The sequence below is a fragment of the Streptomyces sp. NPDC059371 genome (assembly GCF_042751995.1).
Lineage (GTDB): Bacteria > Actinomycetota > Actinomycetes > Streptomycetales > Streptomycetaceae > Streptomyces.
The window spans coordinates 1-4,625 of the sequence record NZ_JBHYXD010000193.1; the positions used below are offsets into that span (position 1 = coordinate 1).

3 protein-coding genes and 1 tRNA gene are annotated in these 4,625 nt (G+C 70.1%); 3 read left to right on the plus strand and 1 reads right to left on the minus strand.

Features of this window, described 5'->3' with window-relative positions; all coding sequences use genetic code 11:
* Positions 1-147: 147 nt before the first annotated feature.
* On the minus strand, positions 148-1,461 hold the full coding sequence (locus ACFXGX_RS43010) for a sensor histidine kinase (RefSeq protein ID WP_384803893.1): 1,314 nt from the start codon (positions 1,459-1,461) through the stop codon (positions 148-150).
* 304 nt (positions 1,462-1,765) lie between these two features.
* On the opposite strand from ACFXGX_RS43010, the gene ACFXGX_RS43015 reads away from it, so the two are divergent.
* The 3 genes from ACFXGX_RS43015 to ACFXGX_RS43025 all read left to right on the plus strand — a co-directional run bounded on the left by ACFXGX_RS43015 (position 1,766) and on the right by ACFXGX_RS43025 (position 4,507).
* A tRNA-Gln gene (locus ACFXGX_RS43015) sits at positions 1,766-1,837 on the plus strand.
* 116 nt (positions 1,838-1,953) lie between these two features.
* Positions 1,954-3,402: a bifunctional UDP-N-acetylglucosamine diphosphorylase/glucosamine-1-phosphate N-acetyltransferase GlmU gene (glmU, locus tag ACFXGX_RS43020; protein WP_384803896.1), complete on the plus strand. Its 1,449-nt coding sequence runs from the start codon at positions 1,954-1,956 to the stop codon at positions 3,400-3,402.
* A gap of 130 nt (positions 3,403-3,532) precedes the next feature.
* Positions 3,533-4,507 carry a ribose-phosphate diphosphokinase gene (locus ACFXGX_RS43025; RefSeq protein ID WP_384803899.1) on the plus strand — a complete coding sequence of 325 codons (975 nt, stop codon included), beginning with the start codon at positions 3,533-3,535 and terminating at the stop codon, positions 4,505-4,507.
* The last annotated feature ends 118 nt before the right edge of the window (positions 4,508-4,625 follow it).

Genomic DNA, 4,625 nt, shown 5'->3' on the forward strand with positions numbered 1-4,625 from the left:
CCGGTACATCGATGCCCGTCGCCACCGACGGTCACGCCTCACCCAACGGCGACGGGCTGATGCACCGGCACGGCCCCGACCCACCCACCGGACCGGAACCGCGACGGCAAGCGCAGCGACCGGAACCCGGTGACGCCGGCGCCGGCGCTACGCGGGGATGACCGCCGACACCCGGAACCCACCCGCGTCCGTGGGCCCCGACACGAACACACCCCCGAGCGCGGCCACCCGCTCCTTCATCCCCAGCAGCCCGTTCCCCCCACTGGGCAGCCCGACGGACGACCCCGCCCCCACCTCCGGCGGACACTCGTTCTCCACCTGCATCGCGATCTCGGACACCCGATGCGCCAGCCGGACATACGTCTTGGCCCCCGCCGCGTGCTTGTGGACGTTCGTCAACGCCTCCTGCACCACCCGGTAGGCGGTCTGCTCGATCTCGCGGGCGTACGCCCGCATGTCCCCCTCGACCGACAGGGCCACGACCATCCCGGCCGCCGCCGACTGCCCGATCAGCTCGTCGATCTCGGCCAGACTCGGCCCCTCACCGGCCCCGGAGGAGTCACCGGCCGCCCGCGACGCGGCGGCGGCCGCGGCGGCCCCCACGGCCGCCAGCGGCACCGACGGCACGCGCGCCCGCAGCCCGTCCCCCGTGCGGAGCACGCCCAGCATCTCTCTCAGCTCGGTCAGCGCCTGCCGCCCCATGTCCCCCACCAGGGCGGCGTTCTTCACGGCCTTCTCGGGATCCTTCCGGGCGACGGCCTGAAGCGCCGCCGCGTGGACGACCATCAAGGAGACCCGGTGCGCGACCACGTCGTGCATCTCCCGCGCGATCCGGGTGCGCTCCTCGTTGCGCGCCCACTCCGCCCGCTCCTCCGCCCGCTCCGCGAGAAGCTGGAGCTCCCGCTCCAGCGAGTCCGCCCGCTCCCGCAGGCTCTCCATGAGCCGGCGCCTGGCCCCCATGTACAGCCCGAGCAGCACGGGCGGCGCGGTCATCCCGATGGCCGTCGTGATGGAGGCGAAGGGGACGAGCCAGTTCCCCATCGGCACGTCCCCGTCCACGACGCTCTGGTGCGCCCGGACGAACGTGACGATCAGCATGCCGGCGAAGGACATCCCGGCCAGTGCCGCGGTGATGCGCCGGGGCAGTTCGGAGGCGGCGAGTGTGTAGAGCCCGACGAGTCCCATCAGGAACCCCATCTGGGCGGGCGTGATCGCGATGGACACCAGGACGACCGCGATCGGCCACTTCCGCCGTACCAGCAGTACGGACCCGGCCACCGTCCCGAACGCGACCCCCACCGGAACGGGCAGTCCCGCGTCGTGAGCGAAGCGGACCCCCTCCCCGCCGCACTCGAACGCGGACGCCAGAGCGAGCCCCCCGTCCAACACCGCACCGCGCCATCCGACCCACCACCACGGCCCGTTCCCGGCCCCGGTGTGCTCTTCCCCCGTCGTGGTCATGCCTCCAGCCTACGGTTGCACCCCGAACCATTTCCGGTGAGTTTCACCGACTGGCCTACACCACACCCCCGCCGGATTCCCCGGCCCCGCGAACACCACCGGCCCCGGGCGGCTCCCGGTCCCGCAAGCACAGGAACGCAAACACCGGACCGCCGCGGACACCTCGGACGGCCTCCGGGACCACCCGGTCATCTGCCGCGCGGGAAGCGCCGAGTTGTACCGTCGCACGGAGGGCATCCGGTACGGCATAGTGTTGGGTGCCGACTCGACGAGCCGACCAAATGTCCGGTTCGATCGAGTTCATTCCCCCGTGGTGTAATTGGCAGCACTGTGGCTTTTGGTGCCATCTGTCCGGGTTCGAGTCCTGGCGGGGGAGCCTTGGTCGATCCGGCCCCTGACAGCGCCATCAGGCCCTCTCCCACATCCCTCCTGATTCGCCCCGGTATCCTGCGGATGTCCACACCCCGCCATCCGAAGCCGAAGGGCAACCCCGTGAGCGCCAATCGCCCGGCAGCCGTCGTCGTACTTGCAGCGGGTGAGGGCACCCGTATGAAATCGGCCACACCCAAGGTTCTGCACGACATCTGCGGACGCTCCCTCGTCGGTCATGTGCTCGCCGCCGCGCGCGAGTTGAACCCCGAGAACCTGGTCGTCGTCGTCGGGCACGCCCGCGAGAAGGTCGTCGGACACCTCGCGGAGATCGACCCGGACGTCCGGACGGCGGTGCAGGCCGAGCAGAACGGCACCGGGCACGCGGTACGGATGGGCCTCGAAGAGCTCGGCGCCGGCGTGGACGGCACGGTCGTCGTGGTCTGCGGCGACACCCCCCTGCTCAGCGGAGAGACCCTGCTCGCGCTGGCCTCGACCCACAGCGCCGACGGCAACGCCGTCACCGTGCTGACCGCCGAGGTCCCCGACGCCACCGGCTACGGCCGCATCGTGCGGGACGGCGCCAGCGGCGCGGTCACCGCGATCGTCGAGCACAAGGACGCGACCGACTCGCAGCGCGCGATCCGCGAGATCAACTCGGGCGTCTTCGCCTTCGACGGCCAGCTCCTCGCCGACGCGCTCGGCAAGGTGCGCACGGACAACAGCCAGGGCGAGGAGTACCTGACGGACGTCCTCGGGATCCTGCGCGAGGCCGGGCACCGGGTGGGCGCGGCCGTCGCCGCCGACCACCGCGAGATCGCCGGCATCAACAACCGCGTACAGCTCGCCGAGGCCCACCGCATCCTGAACGACCGGCTGCTGACGCGGGCCATGCTGGCCGGCGTCAGCGTGATCGACCCCGCGACGACCTGGGTCGACGTGACGGTCACCTTCGAGCAGGACGCGATCGTGCACCCCGGGACGCAGCTCCAGGGCGCCACGCATGTCGCCGAGGGCGCCGAGGTCGGGCCCAACTGCCGTCTGAAGGACACCCGGGTGGGTGCGGGCGCCCGCGTCGACAACACCGTGGCCGACACCGCCGAGGTGGGCCCGCAGGCGAAGGTGGGCCCGTTCGCCTATCTGCGTCCGGGCACGCGGATCGGCCTGAAGGCCAAGGTCGGCACGTACGTCGAGACGAAGAACGCGACGATCGGCGAGGGGACGAAGATCCCGCACCTGTCGTACGTCGGTGACGCGACGATCGGCGAGTACTCGAACATCGGTGCCGCCAGCGTGTTCGTGAACTACGACGGGCAGGAGAAGCACCACACCACGATCGGCTCGCACTGCCGTACGGGTTCGGACAACATGTTTGTGGCTCCTGTCACGGTCGGGGACGGCGCGTACACCGCGGCGGGCTCCGTCATCACGAAGGACGTGCCGCCCGGTTCGCTGGCCGTGGCCCGTGGCCAGCAGCGCAATATCGAGGGCTGGGTGGCTCGCAAGCGTCCCGGAAGCGCCGCCGCGAAGGCCGCGGAGACCGCCTCCCGGGAACCGGAAGGCGAAGGCTGACCGGAAAACGGCACGTCTGGGACGGCGTACCGTGATAAGTGCACACCCGCACCCCGCTGAGAAGCCCTCTCGCAACCCAGCCGAGAAGACCTCTCACGCCCACTGAGATGACCTCTGAGGAGACAGTGCTGTGACCGGGATCAAGACGACCGGCAAGAAGAAGATGATGTTCTTCTCCGGCCGCGCCCACCCCGAGCTTGCCCAGGAGGTCGCCCACAAGCTGGGTGTCGGGGTCGTCCCGACGAAGGCCTTCGACTTCGCGAACGGCGAGATCTACATCCGCTACCAGGAGTCCGCGCGCGGCGCCGACTGCTTCCTGATGCAGAGCCACACGGCCCCCATCAACAAGTGGATCATGGAACAGCTCATCATGATCGACGCTCTGAAGCGGGCGTCCGCCCGGAGCATCACCGTGATCGTGCCTTTCTACGGTTACGCCCGTCAGGACAAGAAGCACCGTGGACGTGAACCGATCTCGGCGCGTCTGATCGCGGACCTGATGAAGACGGCCGGCGCGGACCGCATCCTCACGGTCGATCTGCACACCGACCAGATCCAGGGCTTCTTCGACGGCCCGGTGGACCACCTGTTCGCGCTGCCGATCCTCGCCGACTACGTGGGTGCGAAGGTCGACAGGTCCAAGCTCACCGTCGTCTCCCCGGACGCCGGCCGGGTGCGGGTCGCCGACCGCTGGTGCGACCGTCTGGACGCTCCGCTGGCCATCGTGCACAAGCGCCGCGACAAGGACGTCGCCAACAAGGTCACCGTCCACGAGGTGGTCGGTGACGTGAAGGGCCGCGTCTGTGTCCTCGTCGACGACATGATCGACACCGGTGGCACCATCTGCGCCGCCGCCGACGCGCTCTTCGCGCACGGTGCGGAGGACGTCATCGTGACGGCCACGCACGGTGTGCTCTCCGGCCCGGCGGCCGACCGTCTGAAGAACTCCAAGGTCAGCGAGTTCATCTTCACGGACACCCTGCCGACCCCGGGTGAGCTGGAGCTCGACAAGATCACGGTGCTGTCGATCGCTCCGACGATCGCCGACGCGGTGCGTGAGGTCTTCGAGGACGGCTCGGTGACGAGCCTGTTCGAGGAGCAGTAGGCCATACCCCCGCCGGGGGGGGGGGGGGGGCCCGCCCCCCCCCCCCCCCCGCCGCGGATTGTATTATGTGAGGCACCCCCCCCAACACAAAGCCAGATATAGAGCGGGGGTGGGCGCC